At 32.8% G+C, this 22,725-nt stretch carries 28 protein-coding genes, 1 riboswitch and 1 other annotated feature; of the genes, 21 read left to right on the top strand and 7 right to left on the bottom strand.

From position 1 onward, the window contains the following. The first annotated feature begins 77 nt into the window (after positions 1–77). From CRO45_RS03520 to CRO45_RS03490, 7 genes are all read left to right on the top strand, one after another. A complete protein-coding gene (locus tag CRO45_RS03520) occupies positions 78–1,061 on the top strand; it encodes a PstS family phosphate ABC transporter substrate-binding protein (RefSeq protein ID WP_097148256.1) in 984 nt (327 codons plus the stop codon). Between the two features lie 93 nt (positions 1,062–1,154). Next, positions 1,155–2,102, top strand: coding sequence for a phosphate ABC transporter permease subunit PstC (gene pstC, locus CRO45_RS03515; protein ID WP_097148255.1), 948 nt, complete (start codon positions 1,155–1,157; stop codon positions 2,100–2,102). A 1-nt stretch (position 2,103) separates the two neighbouring features. Continuing rightward, positions 2,104–2,982, top strand: a complete 879-nt coding sequence (gene pstA / locus CRO45_RS03510; protein ID WP_097148254.1) for a phosphate ABC transporter permease PstA — start codon at positions 2,104–2,106, stop codon at positions 2,980–2,982. Positions 2,983–3,006: 24 nt separating this feature from the next. Continuing rightward, positions 3,007–3,846 (top strand): phosphate ABC transporter ATP-binding protein PstB, encoded by an 840-nt coding sequence (gene pstB, locus CRO45_RS03505; RefSeq protein WP_235864525.1) that lies wholly within the window; start codon positions 3,007–3,009, stop codon positions 3,844–3,846. Between the two features lie 19 nt (positions 3,847–3,865). Beyond that, on the top strand, positions 3,866–4,522 hold the full coding sequence (gene phoU / locus CRO45_RS03500; protein WP_097148253.1) for a phosphate signaling complex protein PhoU: 657 nt from the start codon (positions 3,866–3,868) through the stop codon (positions 4,520–4,522). 95 nt (positions 4,523–4,617) lie between these two features. Next, positions 4,618–4,849 (top strand) — a binding site (T-box leader). A gap of 123 nt (positions 4,850–4,972) precedes the next feature. Further along, entirely contained in the window at positions 4,973–6,370 is a 1,398-nt protein-coding gene (gene trpE / locus CRO45_RS03495) for an anthranilate synthase component I (RefSeq protein WP_097148252.1), read from the top strand. After that, complete coding sequence (locus CRO45_RS03490) at positions 6,367–6,948, top strand: anthranilate synthase component II (protein ID WP_097148251.1); 582 nt, start codon at positions 6,367–6,369, stop codon at positions 6,946–6,948. The genes trpE and CRO45_RS03490 overlap by 4 nt, the downstream gene beginning before the upstream one ends. Positions 6,949–6,982: 34 nt before the next feature. Here the strand turns inward: CRO45_RS03490 and CRO45_RS03485 are convergent, their stop codons facing one another. Beyond that, positions 6,983–7,453 (bottom strand): glutathione peroxidase, encoded by a 471-nt coding sequence (locus CRO45_RS03485; RefSeq protein WP_097148250.1) that lies wholly within the window; start codon positions 7,451–7,453, stop codon positions 6,983–6,985. 17 nt (positions 7,454–7,470) lie between these two features. Further along, positions 7,471–8,688, bottom strand: coding sequence for an MFS transporter (locus CRO45_RS03480; protein WP_097148249.1), 1,218 nt, complete (start codon positions 8,686–8,688; stop codon positions 7,471–7,473). A gap of 143 nt (positions 8,689–8,831) precedes the next feature. Here CRO45_RS03480 and CRO45_RS03475 point away from each other — a divergent pair, with 143 nt between their 5' ends. Then, positions 8,832–9,728 (top strand): LysR family transcriptional regulator, encoded by an 897-nt coding sequence (locus CRO45_RS03475; RefSeq protein WP_097148248.1) that lies wholly within the window; start codon positions 8,832–8,834, stop codon positions 9,726–9,728. A gap of 83 nt (positions 9,729–9,811) precedes the next feature. On the opposite strand, the gene CRO45_RS03470 is transcribed toward CRO45_RS03475, so the two are convergent. Next, positions 9,812–10,324, bottom strand: a complete 513-nt coding sequence (locus CRO45_RS03470; RefSeq protein ID WP_097148247.1) for an MltG/YceG/YrrL family protein — start codon at positions 10,322–10,324, stop codon at positions 9,812–9,814. Continuing rightward, positions 10,321–10,746 (bottom strand): hypothetical protein, encoded by a 426-nt coding sequence (locus tag CRO45_RS03465; protein ID WP_097148246.1) that lies wholly within the window; start codon positions 10,744–10,746, stop codon positions 10,321–10,323. Before CRO45_RS03465 ends, CRO45_RS03470 begins: the two co-directional genes overlap by 4 nt. A gap of 173 nt (positions 10,747–10,919) precedes the next feature. On the opposite strand from CRO45_RS03465, the gene rpmG reads away from it, so the two are divergent. The 4 genes from rpmG (at position 10,920) to CRO45_RS03445 (ending at position 14,257) form a co-directional block, all read left to right on the top strand. After that, on the top strand, positions 10,920–11,069 hold the full coding sequence (gene rpmG / locus CRO45_RS03460; RefSeq protein WP_036173524.1) for a 50S ribosomal protein L33: 150 nt from the start codon (positions 10,920–10,922) through the stop codon (positions 11,067–11,069). Positions 11,070–11,168: 99 nt separating this feature from the next. Then, entirely contained in the window at positions 11,169–11,756 is a 588-nt protein-coding gene (locus CRO45_RS03455; protein WP_097148245.1) for a 5-formyltetrahydrofolate cyclo-ligase, read from the top strand. Further along, the gene (locus CRO45_RS03450) at positions 11,753–11,959 is read left to right on the top strand and encodes a YqgQ family protein (RefSeq protein ID WP_097148244.1); all 207 of its coding nucleotides are present in this window, start codon (positions 11,753–11,755) and stop codon (positions 11,957–11,959) included. The genes CRO45_RS03455 and CRO45_RS03450 overlap by 4 nt, the downstream gene beginning before the upstream one ends. A 402-nt stretch (positions 11,960–12,361) precedes the next feature. Further along, on the top strand, positions 12,362–14,257 hold the full coding sequence (locus CRO45_RS03445) for an LTA synthase family protein (protein WP_097148243.1): 1,896 nt from the start codon (positions 12,362–12,364) through the stop codon (positions 14,255–14,257). A gap of 99 nt (positions 14,258–14,356) precedes the next feature. On the opposite strand, the gene CRO45_RS03440 is transcribed toward CRO45_RS03445, so the two are convergent. Beyond that, complete coding sequence (locus CRO45_RS03440) at positions 14,357–14,536, bottom strand: DUF2759 domain-containing protein (RefSeq protein WP_097148242.1); 180 nt, start codon at positions 14,534–14,536, stop codon at positions 14,357–14,359. Between the two features lie 166 nt (positions 14,537–14,702). On the opposite strand from CRO45_RS03440, the gene CRO45_RS03435 reads away from it, so the two are divergent. Continuing rightward, the gene (locus tag CRO45_RS03435; RefSeq protein WP_097148241.1) at positions 14,703–15,347 is read left to right on the top strand and encodes an MBL fold metallo-hydrolase; all 645 of its coding nucleotides are present in this window, start codon (positions 14,703–14,705) and stop codon (positions 15,345–15,347) included. A 58-nt stretch (positions 15,348–15,405) separates the two neighbouring features. On the opposite strand, the gene CRO45_RS03430 is transcribed toward CRO45_RS03435, so the two are convergent. Together CRO45_RS03430 and CRO45_RS03425 are read right to left on the bottom strand one after the other, a co-directional pair. After that, complete coding sequence (locus CRO45_RS03430) at positions 15,406–15,648, bottom strand: DUF2626 family protein (protein WP_097148240.1); 243 nt, start codon at positions 15,646–15,648, stop codon at positions 15,406–15,408. A gap of 122 nt (positions 15,649–15,770) precedes the next feature. After that, positions 15,771–16,469, bottom strand: coding sequence for a helix-turn-helix transcriptional regulator (locus tag CRO45_RS03425; protein WP_097148239.1), 699 nt, complete (start codon positions 16,467–16,469; stop codon positions 15,771–15,773). A gap of 290 nt (positions 16,470–16,759) precedes the next feature. On the opposite strand from CRO45_RS03425, the gene comGA reads away from it, so the two are divergent. From comGA to gcvT, 8 genes are all read left to right on the top strand, one after another. Continuing rightward, positions 16,760–17,770, top strand: a complete 1,011-nt coding sequence (gene comGA / locus CRO45_RS03420) for a competence type IV pilus ATPase ComGA (RefSeq protein ID WP_456243257.1) — start codon at positions 16,760–16,762, stop codon at positions 17,768–17,770. After that, positions 17,751–18,818 carry a competence type IV pilus assembly protein ComGB gene (gene comGB / locus CRO45_RS03415; protein WP_097148238.1) on the top strand — a complete coding sequence of 356 codons (1,068 nt, stop codon included), beginning with the start codon at positions 17,751–17,753 and terminating at the stop codon, positions 18,816–18,818. The genes comGA and comGB overlap by 20 nt, the downstream gene beginning before the upstream one ends. A gap of 13 nt (positions 18,819–18,831) precedes the next feature. Then, positions 18,832–19,161 carry a competence type IV pilus major pilin ComGC gene (comGC, locus tag CRO45_RS03410; RefSeq protein ID WP_170949395.1) on the top strand — a complete coding sequence of 110 codons (330 nt, stop codon included), beginning with the start codon at positions 18,832–18,834 and terminating at the stop codon, positions 19,159–19,161. Between the two features lie 61 nt (positions 19,162–19,222). After that, positions 19,223–19,672 carry a competence type IV pilus minor pilin ComGD gene (gene comGD, locus CRO45_RS03405; RefSeq protein ID WP_097148237.1) on the top strand — a complete coding sequence of 150 codons (450 nt, stop codon included), beginning with the start codon at positions 19,223–19,225 and terminating at the stop codon, positions 19,670–19,672. Beyond that, positions 19,662–19,973, top strand: coding sequence for a hypothetical protein (locus tag CRO45_RS03400; RefSeq protein WP_097148236.1), 312 nt, complete (start codon positions 19,662–19,664; stop codon positions 19,971–19,973). Before comGD ends, CRO45_RS03400 begins: the two co-directional genes overlap by 11 nt. Beyond that, positions 19,946–20,401, top strand: coding sequence for a competence type IV pilus minor pilin ComGF (gene comGF / locus CRO45_RS03395; RefSeq protein WP_097148235.1), 456 nt, complete (start codon positions 19,946–19,948; stop codon positions 20,399–20,401). Before CRO45_RS03400 ends, comGF begins: the two co-directional genes overlap by 28 nt. A gap of 193 nt (positions 20,402–20,594) precedes the next feature. Next, positions 20,595–21,107 carry a shikimate kinase gene (locus tag CRO45_RS03390; protein ID WP_097148234.1) on the top strand — a complete coding sequence of 171 codons (513 nt, stop codon included), beginning with the start codon at positions 20,595–20,597 and terminating at the stop codon, positions 21,105–21,107. A 130-nt stretch (positions 21,108–21,237) separates the two neighbouring features. Next, a riboswitch (glycine riboswitch) is annotated at positions 21,238–21,394 on the top strand. Positions 21,395–21,619: 225 nt separating this feature from the next. After that, complete coding sequence (gene gcvT, locus CRO45_RS03385; RefSeq protein WP_097148233.1) at positions 21,620–22,723, top strand: glycine cleavage system aminomethyltransferase GcvT; 1,104 nt, start codon at positions 21,620–21,622, stop codon at positions 22,721–22,723. The last annotated feature ends 2 nt before the right edge of the window (positions 22,724–22,725 follow it).

Here is a 22,725-nt window from a genome sequence, read left to right as displayed (position 1 = left end):
TATATGAAATCAACAAAATAATTTTATAGTATTCATTGTAAGACAACTTACTATGAATTTGATGGAGGAAACAAAACATGAAAAAATGGAAGTACTTAACGATGACAGCTGTAGTTGGTTCAGCTTTATTCTTAGCAGCTTGTGGTTCAAATGAAGAAACTGGTGATAAAGAAACTGAAACTAACACAGCAACTAACACAGGTTCTGAAACTACTAATGAAGAAGCTGCACTACTTACTGGTTCAGTATCTGGAGACGGATCTTCAACTGTTGCTCCAATTACAGAAGCTTTAGTAGAAATATATTTTGACGAACAACCAGAAGTTAAAGTATCTGCAGGTGTTTCTGGTACTGGTGGCGGTTTTGAAAAATTCATCGCAGGTGAAACTGATTTCTCTAACGCATCTCGTCCAATTAAAGATGAAGAAAAAGCAGCATTAGAAGAAGCTGGTATTGACTATACAGAATTTAAAATAGCTAATGACGGTCTAACAGTAGTTGTTAACCCAGAAAACACTTGGGCTACAGACTTAACTGTAGAGCAATTAAAAGAAATCTGGATTGAAGATGGAACTGATAAAAAATGGTCTGATATTGACCCATCTTGGCCAGCAGAAGAAATTGTATACTACTCACCAGGTACTGACTCAGGTACTTATGACTACTTCGATGAAGTCATCTTAGATGGTGAAGATTTAGAATCGTCTGCACAATTATCAGAAGATGATAATGTTTTAGTACAAGGTGTTGCTGGTGATAAAAACGCAATCGGATTCTTTGGTTATGCATACTACTTAGAAAATACAGATAAATTAACAGCTGTAAAAGTTAATGGTGTTGAGCCAAATAACGAAACAATCGAAACTAATGAATATTCACCACTTTCTCGTCCATTATTTGTTTATGTTAACAATGCAAAAGTTAAGGAAAACGAAGCTTTCTATAACTTCATGGAATTCACATTAAATAACGCTGGTGATATGGCTGAAGAAGTAGGTTATGTACGCTTACCAGATGAAATGTACCAAGAAGGTTTAAAAACTTTAGAAGGTTTAAAATAATATTCTTAATTTGATAAACTAGATTTTTAAAATGTGTGGGTAAATCTAGCGCCCACACATTTTCTCACGTGTAGTAGGAAGGGAGTTTACATTATGGCTTCGCAAGGCTTCAGGAACGGTCAATCGGTTCAAGATTTGATCGCAAAGTCTCGAAATAGAAAAGGGAAAAAGATTACAGAAAAAACAATGCCGATTTTATTATTCATAGCTGCATTAATTTCTGTATTAACAACAATTGGTATAGTCTTCACATTAATATTCGAGACCTTTGAATTTTTTCAGAGAGTATCAATTACAGACTACCTATTTGGTACTTCATGGTTACCTTTCTCAGGAAATAATCCGACATTCGGTGTTTTACCATTAATATTGGGAACATTAAAAGTAACTGTAATCGCAATTATAGTTGCTGTACCAATAGGATTAGCGGCTGCTATTTATTTAAGTGAATATGCTTCAGATAAAGCACGTCGTACAATAAAACCTATTTTAGAAGTTTTAGCTGGCGTACCTACAATTGTTTATGGTTTCTTCGCATTAACATTTGTGACACCAATTTTACAACAATTGATACCGTCGCTGAAAATATTCAACGCGCTTAGCCCAGGTATTGTGGTAGGGATCATGATTATCCCTATGATTGCATCATTATCTGAAGATGCGATGAGTTCCGTTCCAAATTCAATTCGAGAAGGTGCACTCGCTCTAGGTGCAACTAAATTCGAAGTTGCTTTAAAAGTCGTATTACCGGCTGCACTATCAGGAATTATTTCGTCTGCCGTATTAGCGATTTCTCGTGCTCTAGGTGAAACGATGATTGTATCACTTGCAGGTGGTGCTTCACCAACATTCGACTTTAGTGTTACTGGGTCAATTCAAACAATGACAGCTTATATTGTTCAAGTTTCATCAGGTGATGCTGGTTATGGAACAACAATTTACTATTCAATTTATGCAGTAGGTTTCACATTATTTGTCTTTACATTGATTATGAATTTACTCGCACATTATATTTCTAAACGCTTCAGAGAGGAGTATTAATATGAGATACATCGATGATTCAGTCGTAATGAAGCGTATGAAGACACGTTTAAACAGAAACAAAGGTTGGAAAGCACTTTTCTTAACAGGAACTTTATTTGCTTTATTATGCTTAGTTATATTATTAGTTCGAATTGTTACCCAAGGTGTTGGTTATTTAGATTGGGACTTCATCACAAACTTTGCATCACGTAGACCAGAAAATGCTGGTATTAAAGCAGCTCTAGTTGGATCTATCTATATGATGTGTATAATCGCACCAGTTTCTATGATATTAGGTGTAGCTACGGCAATTTACTTAGAAGAGTACGCAAAGAAAAATAAAATTAATGACTTCATTCGCATGAATATTTCAAACTTAGCAGGTGTACCATCAATCGTGTTCGGTTTACTTGGATTAACAATTTTTGTCCGTGCTTTAGCTTTAGGAAAAAGCTTATTAGCTGCTGGATTTACAATGAGTTTATTAATTCTTCCAGTAATTATCGTTGCAGCACAAGAGGCAATCCGTGCTGTACCGCAAGAACAAAGAGAAGCTTCTTACGGTATGGGAGCTACAAAATGGCAAACAATCACTCGTGTCGTATTACCAGCTGCCATTCCAGGAATATTAACAGGTAGTATCCTTGCATTATCTCGTGCTATTGGTGAAACAGCACCATTAGTAGTTATAGGTATTCCGGTTATTTTACGTTTCTTACCAGATGGTCTATTGAGCGAATTTACTGCATTACCAATGCAAATTTATGATTGGGCAAAACGTCCACAAGAAGAGTTCTTATATGTCGCTTCAGCAGGAATTATTGTTTTGATGCTGTTCTTAGTGATTATGAACTCGATTGCAATTTTCATCCGCAATAAGTTCTCAAAAAGATATTAAGGAAGTGGAATAGTGGTACAGACTATGATGAAAAATGAAAATAATATAAAATTAAATGTACAATCATCTCAAGTTGTTAGTGAAGAATTACCGGTTGTGAAAAATAATAAAAGTACCGTTTTCGGGACAAAGGATTTCAATTTATGGTATGGTGATCACCATGCATTAAAAGAAATTAACCTTGATATTAAAGAAAATGATGTGACTGCAATTATCGGACCATCAGGTTGTGGAAAATCAACCTATATTAAAGCGTTGAATCGTATGGTAGAATTAGTACCAATAGTTAGAACCAATGGTGAAATTAACTATCGTGGACGTAATATTTTTGGCGCAAATTACCAAGTAGAAGAATTAAGAACAAAGGTAGGAATGGTGTTCCAAAAACCAAATCCATTCCCAAAATCAATATACGATAATATTGCATACGGTCCACGAATCCATGGTATTAAAAACAAAAAAATTCTTGATGAAATTGTTGAAAAATCATTAAGAGGAGCGGCAATTTGGGATGAAGTGAAAGACCGTTTAAACCAAAATGCTTACGGATTATCTGGTGGACAGCAACAACGTATTTGTATCGCGCGTTGTCTAGCAATTGAACCTGATGTAATTCTAATGGACGAACCAACATCAGCCCTTGATCCGATATCTACATTAAAAGTAGAAGAGTTAGTTCAAGAATTAAAAGGAAATTATTCAATTGTTATCGTGACGCACAACATGCAACAAGCTGCCCGTATTTCAGATAAAACAGCGTTTTTCTTGAATGGTGAAGTAGTGGAGTTTGATAATACAGATAAAATTTTCTCTACGCCTAAAGATCAGCGTACGGAAGATTATATTTCAGGTCGCTTCGGTTAATATGTAGGAGGGTGTCGTCATGAGTCGAGAACGTTTTCAAGCAGAAATGGTATCAGTACAACAAGATTTTTTAAAGCTTTGCGATTTAAGTATTGAAAGGCTTGAAGAAGCTTTTACTGCTTTAATTAATAAAGATGTTGAAGCGGCAGAAGATATTGTTAAACGAGATAGTGAAATTAATCATGCTGAAGAAGCTATTAATGATCGAGTGATTTTATTGTTAACACGTCAGCAGCCTGTAGCTACAGATTTACGACGATTAGTCGTTTTATTAAAAGCTGCTGCAGATATGGAACGAGTTGGCGATTACGCTGTTAATATCGCAAAAGAAACAATTCATATTGGAAATGATCCTTTCGTTACATCAATTGAATTATTAGAAGACATGTGTACAAAATCAACACAAATGTTACGACAAATTGTTCAAGCATTCGTTGATGAGAACACAACAAAAGCTAAGGAATTAGCTGAACTAGATGACCAAATCGATGAAATGTATGGCAACATGATTAAGCATTTACTAAGACTAACAAGTATTAAACCAGAGAGTATTGCACAAATCACATACTTATCATTTATTTGCCGTTATATCGAACGTTGTGCTGACCTTGCAACAAATCTTGCAGAATATCTGCTTTATTTGAAAAAAGGTCAACGTTTTGATTTAAATAATTAATAATAGGGGACTCCTAAAAGGAGTCCTTTTCAATTGTCATATAATATTTATTTGAATAGTTGGTCTATTTCGTTTAAAATATGATTAACTTCAAATTTATAGCAATGATGAAAAAGAGTAGTATTATGAAATGGTTCAGAGAGCTAGCGTGTGGTGAAAGCTAGTCCATGACATAGTATGAATGGGCTTTCTAGCTACTAGTACTGAAATTTAGTAGGTGCTAGCGTATGTTACGTTATAACATGTAAAGTGGACTTAAACAATCTTATATGTTTTACCAGTTGTTTTTGTCAATGAAGGTGGCACCACGGCTTTTTCGTCCTTTGTGATGGAAGGCCTTTTTTTATTTGTCGGATAGTATCCGAGAAAATGAAAGAAATCATATCGCCATTTGGTGAAAGGTATCTTTCAAGTGCAAAATGAGCTTAGTTTGAGAGGAGAAAGTTGAGAATGAATAGTAGAGTTAAAGAGAAAGAATATGTAATAAGAGTAATAGAAGGCGATATGATGACACCAATTTCAGTGTTTAGAAGTTTGAAAGGAAAACGGAAAGTTTTATTTGAATCTTCTGCAAAACATGAAGAAAGTGGACGTTATTCATTTATTGCCGTTAACCCAATAGCAGAGTTAAAGGGTGATAACGAACAATTCTCGTATGGTTATGAAGACCAAACATTAGTTTCAGAGGAAGGCTCTGTCCTACAAAAATTAAGAGAAATGATGCCGATACAACAAAATAAGACGTTTCCATTCACTTTTTTTGGTGGTGCGATTGGTTTTTTTAGCTATGATACGGCTTTCTATATTGAAAGAATCGGTGAAGTATTGCCGGATAAGTTAAATATGCCAGATGTTCATCTTTATTTTTACGATACGTTTATTGTTTTTGATCATTTATTACAAACAGTTACGATTGCATCTGTTGATATATTTCGACAAGAGCGTACTGTTGAAGAAATGAACAAATCCATTGATATTATAGAAAAACAAATAAAATGTGGACTAACGTTTCAAAAAGATGAGTCTATTTCTGTTGAATTTAAACCGACTATAACGAAAGAACGATTTATACAATTAGTTGAAAGGGCAAAAGAGCATATATCCCGTGGTGATATTTTTCAAGTTGTATTATCCCAAAGGTTCCAAACTTCTTTTAGCGGGGATCCATTTGCTTTATATAGAAAGTTAAGAACGTTAAATCCATCACCGTATATGTTCTATCAAGAATTTGACGAATATACGATTTTAGGTACTTCCCCAGAAAGTTTAGTGAAGGTTAATAACGGAATCGTAACAACGAACCCTATAGCCGGTACAAAACCACGTGGAAAAACAACTGAGGAAGATATTGAAATCGAAAAACATTTGTTACAAGATGAAAAAGAAGTCGCGGAACATCGAATGCTTGTGGATTTAGGTAGAAATGACATTGGACGTGTAAGTAAAATAGGATCTGTTAAAGTTAGTAAATATATGACGATTGAACGTTATAAGTATGTAATGCATATTGTTTCAGAAGTCATTGGTGTACTAAAAGATGGTGTTCATGTATTGGACGTTCTAACGTCAACGCTACCTGCTGGTACGGTGTCAGGTGCACCTAAGATTCGTGCAATGCAAATTATTAATGACTTAGAAGATAGGAAACGCGGCGTTTATGCTGGTGCCATTGGTTATATTTCTGTTAATGGTAATATGGATCTTGCATTAGCTATCCGTACAATGATTGTTAAAGACGATAAAGCATATGTTCAAGCTGGTGCTGGAATTGTGCATGATTCAATTGCTGAATTAGAGTACGATGAAACATTAAACAAGGCAAAAGCATTATTGGAGGTACACAGATGATTCTATTAATCGATAATTACGATTCTTTTACGTATAATTTATATCAACAAATTGCTAACTTAGGAAAAGATGTAAAGGTAGTTCGTAATGATGAAATAACAATTAACGAAATACGTTCATATAATCCAGAAGCAATTGTACTTTCCCCAGGGCCTGGAACCCCTACTGAGGCGGGGATAACGGTAGATGTAGTAACAGAATTATATAAAGAATTCCCGATTCTAGGGATTTGTTTAGGGCATCAATCAATTGGTGAAGCATTTGGTGGAAATATTGTACGAGCAAAAAACATTATGCACGGAAAACTATCCAAGCTTTCATTTGAGAGGAAAGGCTTGTTTGCAAACCTCGATGGAGAGGTTAGCGTAATGAGATATCACTCATTAATAATTGACGTAGCTACTTTACATGAAGATTTGGAGGTTGTTGCAACTTCTTCAGATGATCATGAAATTATGGCGATCCAACATAAATATTATCCTGTTTATGGATTGCAATTCCATCCAGAATCAATCGGAACAGAAACTGGTACAAAGATGGTTGAATCATTTTTATATAATAGAGTTGGCAATCTTTAAAAAGGAAAAAGCGCTTGGAGTATATCCGAGCGCTTTATAAATATTGTTCAATTTCTTTTTCAAACTTCGATGGCTTATCTGTTGGAGCAAATCTTTTAACAACATCCCCATTCCGGTCAATTAAAAACTTAGTAAAATTCCACTTCACGTTTTTTCCTAGGAGACCTTTTGTATGCTCAGTTAAATATTTAAATAGTGGGTGAGCTTCATCACCATTAACCTTTACTAAATCATGCATAGGGAACGTTACACCATACGATAATCTGCATGCTTCAGCGGCTTCACTACCCGAGGATAGTTCTTGTTTGAATTGATCAGATGGGAAACCTAAAATTTCCAAACCTTTGTCACGATACTTTTTATATAAATTTTCTAATTCATCAAATTGTCCAGCTAACCCACATTTCGTTGCTGTGTTTACAACAAGTAATACTTTCCCTTTGTATTGTTCTAGTGAATATTTCTCACCGTTTTCAGTAGTGACTTTAAAGTCATAAATATTCATAATATCCCCCGTTTACCTTAGTATTGTAGGTGGTTCTCGAGTTTTGTTTCTACTCTTTTACTTAATACTAAGAGCATAACAGTAAATAAAAAAGAAGTAATTAAAAACGCACTTATAAATGCGATGACTCCATTCCATCCCCAATTGGACCAAAAAATACCTCCAGTTGTTCCACCGACACTTGAGCCTAGGTAATATGCAAATAAATAAAGGGAAGATGCCTGAGCTTTATCTTTCTTTGCACGATAACTTACCCATCCACTTGCTATTGAATGGGAGCCGAAAAATCCAAATGTAAAGATGATGATCCCAAATACTTTAATAATTAACTGTCCGTTAAGAGTAATAAGAGCTCCTAAAAACATAATAATAATTCCAGAAAATAATACCTTTTGTCTTCCGAAAGTATCTGATAGACTACCAAACCAAGTCGAACTAAAAGTTCCAACTAAGTAAACAACAAAAATCCAACCGACTATGCCAGCGCTTAAATTGTAAGGAGGTCCAACTAGTTGATAACTAATGTAATTGTAAAGAGTAACGAAGCCACCCATTAATGTAAAAGCAATACCAAATAAACAAATTAACCCAGGATCTTTCAAGTGAGATAATAATGATTTTGATAAACCTTTCAATTCTAGTTTTCTAGGAATAAAATTTTTTGATTCAGGTAATGCAATGACAAAGTATATTGATACTATTAAACTTAAAACTCCTAAAATAACCATCCCTATTTGCCAGCTAAAAAGATCAGTCATCGATCCCATAATGACTCGACCAGATAATCCTCCAATGGAGTTTCCGCTAATATATAGACCCATGGCAATTCCTAAACTGGATGGATCCATCTCTTCTCCTAAATAGGCCATTGCAATTGCTGGGATACCTGCGAAAACAAATCCTTGAATTATACGTAATAGCAATAACATTTCAAAAGTGGGTGCAAATGCAAGGCAGATTGTAATTATTGATGCAGCAAAAATGGAAAAAGTCATCAATCGTTTGCGTCCCCATGCTTCTGATAATGATCCAAATAATAACAAACTAATAGAAAGTACACCGGTAGCGAAGGAAAGTGATAAGCTAGCTATAGCAGGGGATACACCATATTCTTTTGAAAACTGGGGAAATAATGGTTGGGTTATATATAAGTTTGCAAAAACAATAAATGCCGCAGCAAATAAGGCAAGATTTGCCAACTTAAATTCTTTTGTTCCCTTTTTAATATAAGTCATAATAATCATCCTCTATATCTATAAACAAATTTTTGACAATTTTTTGAACTATGTTGTTGTGTTCATTATAATAAGAGTAATCATATAATGAAAATCAATTGTTTTTATACATCATATAAAAATAAGTTATAAGGAGCCGAAAAATGGATTTTACTTCGCTTATCTATTTTCAAACAGTTGCTAAATATGAAAACATGTCACGTGCAGCTGAACTTTTACATATCTCTCAACCTGCTTTAAGTAAATCCATTTCTTTGTTGGAAGAAAGTTTAGGGGTTATTTTATTTGATCGTAATGGACGTTCCATCAAGTTAAATAGATATGGTACGTTTTTTTTAGAACGTGTAGATGCAATTTTAAGAGAATATGAACGAACAAAGGAAGAACTTCGAAATATGGTTGCCCCTGGGACAGGGGAAGTGTCATTAGGTTTTATGCATACACTTGGTTTGAAAGTAATTCCTTCATTAATGACGGATGTGAAGAAACAGTTTCCACATATGAAATTTTTGTTAACACAAAGTAATTCCAGTGTGCTTATGAAGAAACTTGAAATGGGGGAGCTCGATCTATGCTTAATTTCTTCTTTGGACACAACTAGTCATGTTATATGGGAAAAACTATGGGAAGAGGAACTTTTTTTAATCGTTCCTAAAAACCATCGACTTAGTAGAAAGAAAATAGTAAGACTTGAAGAGTTTGCTCATGATCCATTTATATCTATTAAAAGGGGAAATTCGTTAAGACAATCTGTAGATGAGTTATTTAATAAGGAAGGATTTACTTTAAATATTGCTTTTGAAGGGGAAGAAGTACATACAATTGCTGGTTTAGTTGAAAGTGGCTTAGGAGTTTCTTTAATTCCGAAAATTAAAGGACTCGAGCTATATAATTTACGAATAATTCGTGTAGATTCGGAGGAATGTAAAAGGGAAATTGGTATTGCCTATATAGATAATCGTTATTTAAGTGAAGTGATACTACAGTTTACTAAATATATTCGTAACTATTTCAATGGATATAAAAAGGGGGATGTCTAAAAATATTTTCTTTCTAGATATCCCTTGTTACTTTCGGTAGTTAAATTAAGATGTCGTTGTTCTCGCACATATCTTTAAAAAAACTATTCAGACGAAGCTTTTTTTCCTGTAATAATATTTGCAATTTCTTCAATCGACATTGAGGAGTTCAAATCAAATTGTCCAATTTGAATCGTTTTAGCATATTCCGGTTTTGCTAAATATAACTCCATTTCAAGTCCGTTTTTTACAATCCCTAAATCTTCAAGCTTTTTTCCAATATCATAAGCTGTTAAGCCAGAGTAAATATGTAATGTCGCTTCAATAATATTGGAGGAAGGTTTAGTTTCTTCAAGCTTTTTTTCTGTTTTTGACGGTTCTACTTGCGAATTTGTTGAAGTTTCTTTGTTCGTATTATTTAATTCTTTTGTTTGTTCAAGTAGTGAAATTTGTTCGTTAGCATTTTCTAATTGCTGCTCCAATTTAGTTATTTTTTGTTCATATTCAGTTTGATTAAATGATTCGGATTCTGCTTCTCCAAATTTATTAATAAGTAACATACTTGCACCTATTAGAAAACAAGCAATACCAAATGCCCGTATAGAAGATCTACTCATTTGTTACCTCCATGACTGTTTAAAATCTCCAGTATTTGCACTTCAGACAAAGTAGATAATTTACTTATTTCACTAATGGCATATCCTTGTTTATTCAATTCAATCACTTGGCGCACTAATATTTCATTAACTGGTTTCGTCTTTTTTACAGAATTGTTTTTAACACTTGATATTAAGAGGTCATTTGTTTTTCGATCTAGCATTTGTTTTGAATTGCTAGGTGACTTTACTTGGAAACTTGGATCTAAAAGTAGTTCTTCTTCAACAACTTTTAATCGACGTTTTAGTGCGTTCGTTTCTTGGTATATACTAATAGAAAGTTCTTCTACATCTTTTTCAATTTTTTTTGAAGTATCTTTGATGAAAAATGATATAATCATACAAAGAATACCTATAATGATTAATATAATTGAAAAATCCACTATGTTTCCTCCGTATTTCTTATGTTTTATACTATTTTAACATAAGAAAAGTTAATTATAAATCATAGTAGATTTTTTATCGATTTATGTTATAATGGGTTAGTCGTATAAATCATGCTCAAAATTAAATGCTCAAATCAATACATTTTTCATATAGAGTGGGAGGGTTAATGATGCGCGTAAACATTACATTAGCTTGCACTGATTGCGGTGAACGTAATTACATTTCTAAAAAGAACAAACGTAACAATCCAGAACGTCTTGAACTTAAAAAATATTGCTCACGCGAGAAGAAAGTTACTCTTCACCGTGAAACAAAATAAGTTTTTGCGTCATTGCCAAAACCACTCAAAGGTTTTGGCTTTTTGCTTTTATATACATAGTAAAATAGTAAAATATAAATGTTGATTGGAGGTTTTCCAATGGATAAGAAAGAAATGCGAAGCAAAGTAAAAGCAGCGTTAGCAGACTTAACAGATGAGCAGTATGTTCAATACTCAAATAGTATTATTGAGAAGCTTCTAATGGAAGATACAGTTCAAAATGCTAATACGGTTGCTATTACCTTGTCCAATAGACCTGAAGTAGACACATATCAACTTATAGAGAAACTTTGGGAAAGTAAGAAGAGAGTAGTAGTACCAAAATGCAATCCTAAGGACCGCTCAATGCAATTTTATGAGTTACAGCATTTCAATCAACTTGAAACGGTTTATATGAATTTAAAAGAACCGGATCCTGAGAAAACTATTCCTATAAAATCTGAAAATATTGATATCATTGTAGTTCCAGGTGTAGTTTATGATATGACTGGTTATCGTATAGGTTTTGGTGGTGGTTATTATGACCGTTACCTTGTGAACTATAATGGAACACTTATTACATTGGCATTTGATTTGCAAGTCATAAAAAATGTACCTAGTGAATCACATGATATTCCTGTGGATTTAATCATCACAGAGAAACGAAGAATTGATACATTGAGAAATCGAAAGGGGTCTTCTAATTGAAATCCATGATCGATATTTATGATTTACTAAAGCAATATGGAACATTTATATATACAGGAGATCGAATCGGTGATTTATTTTTAATCGAGGATGAAGTCAGAGAGCTTTATAAAGCACAAGTATTAGATGTGAAAGAATTTCAAAGTGCTATGCTAATTATTCGCCAAGAAGTAACAAAACTTGAAACACAAAAAAACATTTAAATAAATTTAGAACCAACTAATTTAGAAATAATTATTTTGGTTAGTATATTAGAAAACAGTGGTTAATGAATCACTGTTTTTCTTTTATATTCGATAAATTTAGTGCTTCTTCTAGGATATTTGCGCTAGGAAGAACCTCCTCTTAATCGCCTTTTGCGATGATTGGTGTATTTTAGGGAACCTTTTTGTTAATAAAACGTAAATATTTATATGTGGTCTGTATGCGAAAATACGTGAGGAATTATTTAATTTTCAGCATATTCCGTTTAATACCAAACCTATTGCAATATAAAAAAAAACGTATTAAGATAAACGTTGTCTCTTACGACAATGTAAATGTAATGTAAAGTTGAAAATCTGACCATAAAAAAATATCTTTAATATTAGAAAGGATGATTCGGAATGAAGTCCATAAAATGGCCTAAACATTCCATACTGCTAATAGCGATTATCGCTACTTGGATTAAAACAGCAGTCACCTACCATACAAGTTTCGAAATCGACATCGAAAATGCGATGCAACGGTTTATTTTAATTATTAATCCTCTAAGTTTCTTATTATTCGCTTATGGGATTTCATTATACTTTAAATCACCAAAAGTCAAAAACGGTTATTTAATTACTGTTAGTATTTTATTATCTATAGTACTTTATGCAAACGTAGCATTTTATCGTTTTTATAATGACTTTATTACGCTACCAGTATTATTCCAAACAGATAACGTCGGTCAATTAGGATCTTCTATTACTGAAATTGTAAATTGGTACGATATTTTATTCTTCATTGATGTAATAGTATTAATAATTGCAATTAAATTTATACCTAAAATGGAAGACAAACTAGCAATTCGTAAAAATGTTCGTCGTGCCTATTTTGTTGTTGCACTAGCAATTGCATTTTTAAACTTAGGTTTAGCAGAAACTGAAAGACCACAACTTTTAACACGTAGCTTTGACCGTGAAATACTTGTGAAAAACATTGGAACTTACAATTATCATTTATACGATTTTTATATTCAGTCAAAATCTTCAGCTCAACGTGCATTAGCGAATGGTAGTGAGCTTGTTGAAATTGATAACTATGTTCAAGCTAATCAAGCCTCATCAAATGAAGAAATGTTCGGTAAATATGAAGGCCGCAATCTTATTTTGGTTCAGCTAGAGTCTCTACAAAGCTTTGTCATTAATAATGACATGAATGGTGAAGTAGTTACTCCATTCTTAAATTCTTTAACAAATGATAAGGATACGTATTACTTTAGTGATTTTTATCACCAAACAAGCTTAGGTAAAACGAGTGACTCAGAATTTATCGTTGAGAACTCATTGTTCGGATTAGGTCGTGGAGCCGTATTCTTCACACATGGTGGAAACACTTATAATTCAATGGCTGAAAACCTTGGTAGAAATGGTTATTTTACAAATGTCATGCACTCTAACAATGATTCATTCTGGAATCGTGATATGATGTATGATTCACTTAAAATTGAAAAATTCTATGATATTAATTCATATGATGTAACAGAAGAAAACTCTGTTAACTGGGGTCTTAAAGATATCCCATTCGTTGAGCAATCTGTTGAGCATATGACAGAGATGCCACAACCATTCTATTCTCGTTTGATTACATTAACGAATCACTATCCGTTCTACTTAAATGAAGAGGATCAAATGATTCCTGAATATACGTCAAATTCAGGTACATTAAATCGCTACTTCCAAACAGTACGATATTTAGATGAATCAATTAAAGTACTTTTCGATGAGTTAAAAGAAAAAGGTCTGTATGAAAACTCAATTATCGTTATGTATGGTGATCACTATGGAATTTCTGAAAACCATAATAAAGCGATGGCTATGTATTTAGAAAAAGAAGAAATAACAGCATATGATACTGCGTTACTACAGTCAGTACCATTATTTATCCATATTCCAGGTTCAGGAGATGGTAAAGAAATTGACCAAACATCTGGTCAAATTGATTTAAGACCAACTCTTTTACATCTTCTTGGAATTGATACTTCAAATGACATGCAATTAGGGGCAGATTTATTCTCTGAAGAACATGAAGAATTTGTTATCTTCCGTGATGGTGGATTTGTAACGGATGAGCTTGTTTATGCTAGTGAAACTTGTTATGAACGTCCATCTGGGGAAGTAACCGATATTGCAGCTTGTCAACCATATATCGACCGTGCACAAGTAGAATTAAGTTATTCTGACAAAATTATTAACGGAGATTTACTTCGTTTCTATGATGAAATTACAGGGAACTTAATAAAAGATGCGGTCCAATAAGAAAAAGCGACTAGTCTTGAATGACTAGTCGCCTTTTTTGATTGTAAGTGCGAAAGAAAAAGGACATCTCAACTAGTGAGATGTCCTTTATTCAGATAATTAGTGTAATGTTGGTGGATAACCTTGATTTAAAACCGTCATTACTGTAAACCATCCGAAAATCGCAAATGAAGCGATACCGAAAATTAGCGCAAGAACATTCTTGTTACGAATTGACTTAAATGCGCTTACTAAAGATAAAATTGCGATTAAAGCGAAAATAACCATTAATAAGTTCATTAAACTAGACACTCCTTTCGACATCAGAAAATGAATGTCGGTAGACAATATTCATTCTTATTGTAATGCAACTAGATAGTTTTGTCGAGAACTAATCGTGACGTTTGTATGAACAGTTGCTGTTAATTTTTATAGAGAACAGTATACTAAGATAGAGGTGATTGAATTGTTAAATGTAAAAGTATACTCGTTAGGACCTGTTCAAACAAATTGTTATATCGTAAGTAATAAGCAAAAAGATTGTATCATTTTCGACCCTGGTGAAGAATCGGCGAGGATAATAAAAGAAATACGTAAAAATCAATATAAACCACTAGCGATCTTTTTAACCCATACTCATTTTGATCATATTGGAGCAGTGGACGCTCTAAGAGAACTCTATAATTTGCCATTATATGTACATGAGAAAGAAGTTAATTGGCTTAATGATCCGATGAAAAATGGTTCAGGAAAGTATGCTGAACTTCCAAATTATATTGTTAATTTACCCGACAAAGAACATATTATACGTCAGGAGCAAGTAATAGAAATCGGTAGTTTTAAGTTTAATGCAGTATTTACGCCAGGACATTCACCTGGAAGTATTTCTTATATTTTTGAAGATGATGGGTTTGCTATTGTTGGTGATACGTTATTTGAAAGAAGTATTGGTCGAACAGATTTAATCGGTGGATCACTCGAAGTATTATTAAAATCTATACATGAAAAATTATTAACACTACCTGAAAATACAATTATTTATCCAGGACATGGTTCATATACGACACCAGAAGAAGAGATGGAGATGAATCCATTTTTAAATGGTTTTTAAATTCTGTATAAAAAACACCGTTTGCAATTTGCAAACGGTGTTTTAATATGAGGTGAGGTTAATGACCTCCACCAGGCATGTAAATGAATGTTGTATAATACGTAAATCCTGCCCAGAAGACAGTTAAGTACGCGCCAAATATATACATGTACATTCTTTCGGAAAGGTTTAAGAAGCCTAATAATAAGAATAATCCAGTATTACCTAAAAATAATAGCGAAACCTCGTTCATATCTCCGAGATAGAAGAAAACGGCAAATATACCTGTAAACCAAGCCATAACTTTATACATGTTAGCCATGAAGAATCCCCTCCTTTTGCCTAAGACACAATTATCTCACGTTTTATTATAAATGATTTTTAACAATAAAGTAAACTCATACTTTACATAGAATGTGACAAACAAGTGGAAATTATTAAATTTTACTGCGAATCTGCAATTTTTATTTTATATTGGCAGTTATTACAACTATTTAGCATACTATTAATTTGAATAAAATCATTGTTTGGAAATAAAACGTCAATTTGCCCTTTTAAATAAGATTCATGACAACTACAAATTAAATGAGCGTTTCCTTCTAATTGATTTTTAAATGGACAGTTATAAATTGAAAGTATAACTTGTTTTGTTCCGTCCTTTTCAATTATTGATGGTACATAACCGATTTGGTAAGCTGCTTTTGCTAATAGCTCTATTTTTTCTTCAAAGGTGATGGAATCTTTCAATTGTTTTTTCGTCAAAGTAGACATTTCGTTATATCCATCTTTATAACTGATAGACTTTAAACTATCAACAGCAGAATCACCTAATAATGAAATTAATTCAAGAGTCCAACTCAGTAACTTTTCATAATCTCGTTTTGGAAAGCTAATGACTATACCGTCCTTGGATGCATTATACACTCTCCCAGGGCGTCCACCTTTTCCTGACTTTACATATTCCGCATGAACGATTCCTATCTCACATAATTTTGTTAAATGTAAACGTGCAACATTTGGATGTATATCGAATTGTTCAGCAATATTTTGAACAGTAAATGACTTTTGATGCTGAAGTACATAATGGTAAATGCGATAGCGTGTTTCATCAGCTAAAGTGCTCATTACTTTCAAATTATTCATAAAATCACCTCTTTTTTGTTAACCACGCTTTAATCCATTTTATCGTGTCCAAAATTGAAATGATAGACTATTATATAAATTATTTCAGTTATAGAAATATTTTCAAATTTGTATTTTGATATATAAATCTATGATTTTCCAACTAATTTTCATTAAAATTCTGATTTGCTATAGCTTTTCCTATACAAACATTTATGTTGAGAAATAGCATTTTCCTTTTTAAAAAATCGTTTTATACTGTTCGTAAAGATTGGCGGTCAATCGAAATACACAAAAAGAGGTGTTGAAAAGTGAATGTCGAAATTGTTGTCGAAAATAGAAGTGAACAGCTTTTAATGAAAGCATTAACATTTGGTGCATCGGATATTCACATTGTACCAACGAGTAATAACTATTCGATTCATTTTAGAAAATATGGAAAATTGTTTAACGCAGGGGATATCTCTATAGATTTAGGAATTCGAATGATTTCATATTTTAAGTTTTTATCATCACTTGATATAAGCGAAAAGAGAAAGCCTCAAAGTGGTTCGTTCCAAAAGGAATTTCAACAAAAGCATTATTCTTTTCGTGTTTCTACATTGCCTTCAGTCTTTCAAAAAGAAAGCCTCGTGATTCGTCTCATGTTGCAAAATGCAACACATCCTATATCCGCTTTATGTTATTACCAAAAATCAGCAGATAAATTAATTAACTTAATATCAAATCGTCAAGGATTACTTTTGTTTTGTGGGGCAACTGGATCAGGAAAAACAACATCCATGTACTCTCTGATTAATTATAGTAGTCATACTTTGTCGCGTCATGTCATCTCTTTAGAAGATCCGGTAGAAAACAGTCAAGAAAACTTACTACAAATCCAAGTTAATGAACGAGCGGGGGTAACTTATGCAGCAGGTTTAAGGGCAATATTACGACACTCTCCAGATGTGATCATGATAGGTGAGATTCGAGATCGGGAAACGGCAAAAATCGCCATTGAAGCATCGCTTACAGGTCATCTTGTATTATCTACAATACACGCGAAAGATTCTGTGAATTGTATTTATCGGTTAATGGATTTAGGTATTACCATTGAAGAGATAAGACAGGCTCTAGTAGGAATCGTGGCTCAATGTTTGGTACAAGTCGAACAAGATAAAAGAAAAGCATTGTATGAAATATTAAGCGATAGCTTGTTATTTGAAGCGATATTAGCAACAATGCGTGGTGAACCGTACTATCTTCCAAACATTGAGACGCTTGTTTACCAAATGCAAACCATTGGGGTGGAAAAACAATTTGTTTCAAACAGTATCTAAGTTTAAAAGTCGAATTAATTTCAAAAAAAATCAAGTAAAACAAATGCCTCAATTTTTAAACCGAATGAGTACATTATTGGAAGAAGGTTATACTTTTTCCGATTCAATCCATATGTTGCTTCCATACCACGTTCATAATGATATTTATTGGCATAAAACGATAGAAGAAAAATTAAGAAATGGAGAAAGTGTCATTGATATTTTTAAATTTCTATCGATTCCCGATCATTTTTTAATATCAATACAAATAGCTGAAGAAAATGGAGACTTAGCGAAAACTTTAAATTTAATAAGCCAACAAATGGATTTTCAACAAAATATGAAGAAAAAACTAACGAAATTACTTATGTATCCAATTTTTTTAATCCTATTTCTAGTTGCAATATTTGTAGGGTTTAGAACGTATTTTATGCCGAATATTGAGCAAATTGTTCATTCTCGAGCAACTAGTGAGGACTTCAATACAAATTTTACTGTTTCAAATATTTTATTATACTTCCCCGAAATAATGATTATCAGCATGATCTCCATCACAATAGTTTACATCCTCATGTGGTTTTTTATTAAAACGAGACCTATTTTTTATCAAATGAAAATATTTACGACAATCCCCATAGTTAGATATTTTTTCAAACTACATTTAACAAAACAGTTTTCTAGAATTATAGGAAATTTGTTAATTGGTGGTTTCTCTTTACAGCAAGCATTAGAAATATTAAAAGAACAACAGTTAAATAAATATTTAAATTTTTTGTCGGTTACTATCGAAAAGAAAATTATTTATGGGGATTCTTTATCAAATGCAGTCCAACTTACGGGATATTTCTTTCCGAAATTTCAAGAGTTTATAAAACATGGGGAAAAAAGCGGTTATTTGGGAAGGGAAATGCTTATTTATAGTGATTTGTTAGACGAGAAGATGCAGTCATTGTTGAAAACTGGATTATCATTTGTCCAACCGCTTTTCTTTATATTTATTGCTTTATCAATTATTGCAGCTTATATAAGTATCTTACTTCCAATGTATAACATTATTGAAATTATATAAAAGGAGAATCAATATGTTGAAAAATGAAAAAGGCTTTACGTTAGTTGAAATGTTAATTGTTCTATTGATTATTTCTGTATTAATAATTATTACAATCCCCAATGTTTCCAAACACTTTGCTTCAATTGATGATAAAGGATGTAAAGCTTTCGTTGCAATGGTTCAAGGTCAGGTTGAAGCGTACAAAATAGATCATATGACTTTTCCAACTATAGAACAATTAGTAGAAAAAGAGTATTTAATGAAGGATGAAACTAAATGCCCTAATGGACAAGCGATAGAAATTAAAGACGGTCGGGTAAATGCTATTAGTGCTAGTAGTGAAGGAATCGGTGATGATTAGAAGAGGTTCCATATCTATTTCTAGATACTAAACTAATTGAACTGTAGGTGAATGGTAATCATTGTATAAAACATACAAAAATGAAAAAGGCTTTACTTTGCTAGAAATGTTATTAGTCTTATTTATTCTAATAGTTATTTGTTCTATTGTTGGCAAATTAACAACGAATGCATTTGAAAGAAACGCAATTGACCAATTTTTCATTCAATTGACTTTAGATGTTCAGAGAATGCAAACGTTAGCCCTGAAAGAGGGAGTTCACACGACAATTGTATTCTATGATAACAATACGTACAAAGGTTTTGTGCAAAATGATACTACTAATCATATAGTAGAAATGAAGTTTCCAAAAGGAGTCATTCTAAATACATCAAGTAATTTAAAAAGAGTTAGTTTTGACAATAAAGGTGAAGTTTCTAACTTTGGGAAAATTATCTTTTTTACACCAGAAGGATACCGTGAAGTAATTGTGAACATAGAGAAGGGGAGGATAAAAATTAATGAACGATAAAGGTATTTCATTTGTTGAAACCTTATTAACGGTAGTAATCATCATGTTATTAACTGGATCGTTAATACCGTTAAGTTCTAAACTACATGAAACATTACAAGTTAAAAAAATAGAGTTACATGTATCTCAAGTTGCCTATAATGCTGCAAAACAGATAATTGATTTAGGTACGAATGCTGGATCAGAAATAATTGATAAAACAAATTACCATTGGATGTTCGATGGGCAAACACTTTGCGTTAATTTTCAATTTTTGAATGAGGTCGAAAAAAGATGTTTCACTCAAAAGGGAGTCATATAAAAAATGGATTCACATTACTTGATGCACTCTATCATTTGGTCGTTTTTATTCTCTTATCTCAATTGATTATTCTCATTTTTATATGGATTCAAAAACAGAATAATATTTATCTAACGAATGAAGATACAACATGGGAATTATTTGTTAATGACTTTCAAAGTTATTTAGTCAATGTTAAAGATATAAAAGTGACTGGATATGAAGATGTTATTGAAATTACATATAACGATGGTAACCCTAGTGTTCAAATAGGTCAGCTAAAGGATGTCATTAGAAAACAAGTAGATTACGTAGGAAATGTTCCCATGCTAATAGGTATTCAAAACTTGAAGTATGATTTATATGAAAATTACTTAAAGATCATCGTTAAATATCCAAATGACGTAGTAAAGGAGAGAACTTTTTTTGTTCAATTATATCCGGAATGAGAATGGTAGTAGTTTCTTGCTAGTAATTATCCTATTATTTGTTTCCCTTACTTTTTTAGGATATTATATTCACTCTTTTCAATCACAATTATTTATATATAATTCATTGGAATTCGCCAATGTTCGTGCTACGATAAACTTACTAGCAGAAATATTTAGTAGTTAAGTCTTTTGTAGCAAAGTAGGTGGAAACATGCGAAAAATATACTTAGTAGGATTTATGGGATGCGGAAAAAGTGTAATTGGACGAAGATTAAGCTATTTTCTGAAACTTCCTTATTACGATATGGATCGTGAAATCGTTAGACAGCAAGGAATGACAATTCCAGAAATATTTGAAAAATATGGCGAGGAGTACTTTAGAAAGGTTGAAACCGATTTTTTGCGTAATTTTCGGGATGAAGCATGCATCATTTCAACAGGTGGTGGTGTAGCAGTAAATGAAGAAAATCGAAAAATTATGCGAAAAACAGGTTTAGTTTTCTATCTAGACGCTACATTTGAAGATATTTATAAAAGGATTAAAAACGACAAAAATCGTCCTATTGTTCAAAAATCATCAAAAAGTGAATTAGAACAATTATATTTTCAAAGAAGAAAATTTTATCGGGCTGTTGGTCATATAAGAGTATTAACAGAAAACCGAAGTAAAAGACAAATAGTCGAATATATTGGATTTCAAGTAAATCGATTAAAAGGCGAATGATGTGTATTGAAACAAATGAAATGTTCGGTTTTTAAGTTATTTTATAAAAAGGATTGCCTTTTTGCTCAATGTAATGTTAGGATATAGACTGTAAACGTGGTTTGTACATTAATATTTAAATACTGGGCGGATGAGTGTACGTGGAGAGAACGTGAACCATTATACAGTTTTAATGTATAATTATCTTGTGAATTTTTTGAATGTTCGCAAGGATTGCTTAATTACGTCGCCGAAGGAGCAAATAGCTAGGCTATGAATCTCTCAGGCAAAAAGACACGTACAGGACGCATCTCTGGAGAGCGCTGTTAATTCTTCTAAATGAATCTTGCTAGCCGTTGAAGTAAATACACAGCCACCAAAGGGGAAAGCCTTGTTAATCTATATGATTAACTTGGTGTAACTTTCAGGTGCAAGGACAGAGAATTCTTCAATTAATGAGGGATTCTTCTGTCTTTTTTTATGGTCCCTCAAAACAAAATAAAAAGTGATTACTATTTAAAGGGGAGATTAAAATGGAAGCTAATTTAAAGCGAACACCTCTATTTAATGAATATGCAAAATATGGTGGAAAGACAATCGATTTCGGTGGTTGGGAGTTACCAGTTCAATTCTCGTCAATTAAAGAAGAACATGACGCAGTTCGAAATCGTGCTGGTCTATTTGATGTATCACACATGGGTGAAATTTTTGTAGAAGGTAGCGATGCTTTAAACTATTTACAAAAATTACTATCAAATGATATTTCAAAAATTCAAATTGGTGCTGCTCAATATAATGCAATGTGCTATGAAAACGGTGGGGTTGTTGACGACTTAATCGTTTATAAGCTTGAAGATAATCGTTATTTATTATGTGTTAATGCTGCAAATATTGAAAAAGATTACGAGTGGATGTTAAGCCATGCTGAAGGTAATGTAACAATTACAAATCAATCAAATGAATTTGCCCAAATTGCTTTACAAGGACCATTAGCTGAAGAAGTTCTTCAAACTTTGACAGAAGAAAACCTTTCAGAAATTAAACCTTTCAAATTCCGTGATCAAGTAGATGTAGCAGGTAATAAAGTACTCGTATCACGTAGTGGTTATACAGGTGAAGATGGGTTTGAACTCTATGGCGCACCTACTGCAATAGTTGTTTTATGGAACAAAATACTAGATGCAGGTAAAGATAAAGGCGTCGTAGCAGCTGGTCTTGGTGCTCGTGATACACTTCGCTTTGAAGCTGGACTTCCACTTTATGGTCAAGAGTTATCGCAAGATATTACACCACTAGAAGCTGGAATTGGTTTTGCAGTGAAGTTACAAAAAGAAAGTGACTTCATTGGTAAAACAGCTCTTCAATCACAAAAAGAAGCTGGCTTACCACGAAAAATTGTTGGTGTTGAAATGATCGATAAAGGTATTCCTCGCCATGGTTACAAAGTCTTTATAGATGATGTTGAAATTGGTGAAATTACTACAGGTACACAATTACCATCAACTAAGAGAAACGTCGGATATGCATTAATTGACTCTAAATTTACGGAACTTGATACTGAATTAGACATCGAAGTTCGTAATAAAAAACTAAAAGCAAAAATTGTGGCAACACCATTTTATAAACGCTCAAAATAATG

The organism is Ureibacillus acetophenoni (genome assembly GCF_900220965.1).
In the GTDB taxonomy this organism is placed as follows: Bacteria; Bacillota; Bacilli; order Bacillales_A; family Planococcaceae; genus Ureibacillus; species Ureibacillus acetophenoni.
The sequence above is the reverse complement of the archived record's forward strand: the minus strand, read 5'-3'. Positions and strand labels throughout refer to the sequence as shown.

Bases quoted from the DNA above. Each gene is read 5' to 3' on its own strand.
- CRO45_RS03520 (WP_097148256.1), top strand. From the start codon at position 78: ATGAAAAAATGGAAGTACTTAACGATGACAGCTGTAGTTGGTTCAGCT.
- pstC (WP_097148255.1), top strand. From the start codon at position 1,155: ATGGCTTCGCAAGGCTTCAGGAACGGTCAATCGGTTCAAGATTTGATC.
- pstA (WP_097148254.1), top strand. From the start codon at position 2,104: ATGAGATACATCGATGATTCAGTCGTAATGAAGCGTATGAAGACACGT.
- pstB (WP_235864525.1), top strand. From the start codon at position 3,007: ATGATGAAAAATGAAAATAATATAAAATTAAATGTACAATCATCTCAA.
- phoU (WP_097148253.1), top strand. From the start codon at position 3,866: ATGAGTCGAGAACGTTTTCAAGCAGAAATGGTATCAGTACAACAAGAT.
- trpE (WP_097148252.1), top strand. From the start codon at position 4,973: ATGAATAGTAGAGTTAAAGAGAAAGAATATGTAATAAGAGTAATAGAA.
- CRO45_RS03490 (WP_097148251.1), top strand. From the start codon at position 6,367: ATGATTCTATTAATCGATAATTACGATTCTTTTACGTATAATTTATAT.
- CRO45_RS03485 (WP_097148250.1), bottom strand. From the start codon at position 7,453: ATGAATATTTATGACTTTAAAGTCACTACTGAAAACGGTGAGAAATAT.
- CRO45_RS03480 (WP_097148249.1), bottom strand. From the start codon at position 8,688: ATGACTTATATTAAAAAGGGAACAAAAGAATTTAAGTTGGCAAATCTT.
- CRO45_RS03475 (WP_097148248.1), top strand. From the start codon at position 8,832: ATGGATTTTACTTCGCTTATCTATTTTCAAACAGTTGCTAAATATGAA.
- CRO45_RS03470 (WP_097148247.1), bottom strand. From the start codon at position 10,324: ATGAGTAGATCTTCTATACGGGCATTTGGTATTGCTTGTTTTCTAATA.
- rpmG (WP_036173524.1), top strand. From the start codon at position 10,920: ATGCGCGTAAACATTACATTAGCTTGCACTGATTGCGGTGAACGTAAT.
- CRO45_RS03455 (WP_097148245.1), top strand. From the start codon at position 11,169: ATGGATAAGAAAGAAATGCGAAGCAAAGTAAAAGCAGCGTTAGCAGAC.
- CRO45_RS03445 (WP_097148243.1), top strand. From the start codon at position 12,362: ATGAAGTCCATAAAATGGCCTAAACATTCCATACTGCTAATAGCGATT.
- CRO45_RS03440 (WP_097148242.1), bottom strand. From the start codon at position 14,536: ATGAACTTATTAATGGTTATTTTCGCTTTAATCGCAATTTTATCTTTA.
- CRO45_RS03430 (WP_097148240.1), bottom strand. From the start codon at position 15,648: ATGGCTAACATGTATAAAGTTATGGCTTGGTTTACAGGTATATTTGCC.
- CRO45_RS03425 (WP_097148239.1), bottom strand. From the start codon at position 16,469: ATGAATAATTTGAAAGTAATGAGCACTTTAGCTGATGAAACACGCTAT.
- comGC (WP_170949395.1), top strand. From the start codon at position 18,832: ATGTTGAAAAATGAAAAAGGCTTTACGTTAGTTGAAATGTTAATTGTT.
- CRO45_RS03400 (WP_097148236.1), top strand. From the start codon at position 19,662: ATGAACGATAAAGGTATTTCATTTGTTGAAACCTTATTAACGGTAGTA.
- comGF (WP_097148235.1), top strand. From the start codon at position 19,946: ATGTTTCACTCAAAAGGGAGTCATATAAAAAATGGATTCACATTACTT.
- CRO45_RS03390 (WP_097148234.1), top strand. From the start codon at position 20,595: ATGCGAAAAATATACTTAGTAGGATTTATGGGATGCGGAAAAAGTGTA.
- gcvT (WP_097148233.1), top strand. From the start codon at position 21,620: ATGGAAGCTAATTTAAAGCGAACACCTCTATTTAATGAATATGCAAAA.